Genomic DNA, 1,198 nt, shown 5'->3' with positions numbered 1-1,198 from the left:
CCTTCCTATACTCTCTCCATCAAATGAATCAGCGAATTGAACTGGAGAAAGTTATGAAAATGAATCACGTTGGCATTATGGTTGGTGACATGGATAAAGCGGTTGAGTTTTACACTCAAGCACTTGGCTTAAAAATCGTAATGAACAATACCAAGGTTATCGAAGAGCGTGAAACGGCGATTGGCCGCATGTGCATTGCTGTGTTTGGTGAGGGTTTTAAAGGCTTTAACATCGCTCACTTAGTCACAACAGATGGTATCGGTGTTGAGCTATTTGAGATGAAAGAGCGTCAAGAGCGCCATGAAGTAGACTTTTCTCGTCTAGGTATTTTCCACTTCTGTCTTCAGACAGATAATTTCGAAGGTGTGATGGAAAAAGTAGAGAAGTTAGGCGGCAAAGTTCGCATGGACATTCATCGCTACCATCCAGAAGATGACTCAAAACCTGCGCAAATGGTTTACCTAGAAGACCCGTTTGGTAACTTGTTTGAGCTTTACTCTCATACATATGAAGAGACTTACGCTACAGATTACGAGTAACTAAAATACGTTGACAGTATTTCATTAAACCAACAGCGTTAGCTGTTGGTTTTTATGCTGAAAATGACGCTTAATAGCCAACGTCTCTAGCAAACAAGTTAGAAAGAGACGATTCGTTAGTTTAGTTGTTCAATACAGTATTGGTTAAAATTGACCAATACTTGCTGGGCGTTGCATGTCGCATTGACTTTGTTCTTCTTATCGATAATCCCATCACTTCCTAACTCATCTTCGAAGTTATCCAGAGTGTCCAACATGATCTCTTGGCTAAACTCTGGATGAAATTGGACTCCCCACGTTGAAGCGCCGACTCGAAAGGCATGATGTTGATCTAAGTTGCTTTCGGCTAAACGTGTACCTTTTTCTGGCAATTGAAGAACAGACTGATAATGCAAAGCTTGAGCAGAAAAGGCTTTTGGTAAGCGGCCAAAAATCGGGTCACTGTCGCTAGCATTCAAGCGTTGGATATTTATGGTACCAACTTCTAGTCCATTGGGGTTAAAGCCAACTTTGCCACCAAAGGCGTAGCAGATCAGTTGATGGCCAAAGCAGATTCCGAGCATTGGAACATTTTGCTCCGCAAGGTGGATGGTCTCTTTTGCTAGCCGCTTCATCCAAGTTAATTCTTCTGTCACCATAGACAATGAACCCATGATGAT

At 42.0% G+C, this 1,198-nt stretch carries 2 protein-coding genes; one reads left to right on the top strand and one right to left on the bottom strand.

The window, feature by feature from the left end; all coding sequences use genetic code 11:
- Positions 1 to 53 precede the first annotated feature (53 nt).
- Entirely contained in the window at positions 54 to 539 is a 486-nt protein-coding gene (locus QTO00_RS19970) for a VOC family protein (RefSeq protein ID WP_331426302.1), read from the top strand.
- A gap of 116 nt (positions 540 to 655) precedes the next feature.
- Here QTO00_RS19970 and QTO00_RS19965 read toward each other — a convergent pair.
- Positions 656 to 1,198, bottom strand: a 543-nt coding sequence (locus tag QTO00_RS19965) for a glutamine amidotransferase-related protein (protein ID WP_331426301.1), incomplete at its 5' end; no start/stop codon positions are given.

Source organism: Vibrio sp. M260118 (assembly GCF_036533755.1).
Classification (GTDB): domain Bacteria; phylum Pseudomonadota; class Gammaproteobacteria; order Enterobacterales; family Vibrionaceae; genus Vibrio.
This window is presented reverse-complemented; position numbering and strand designations above follow the sequence as displayed.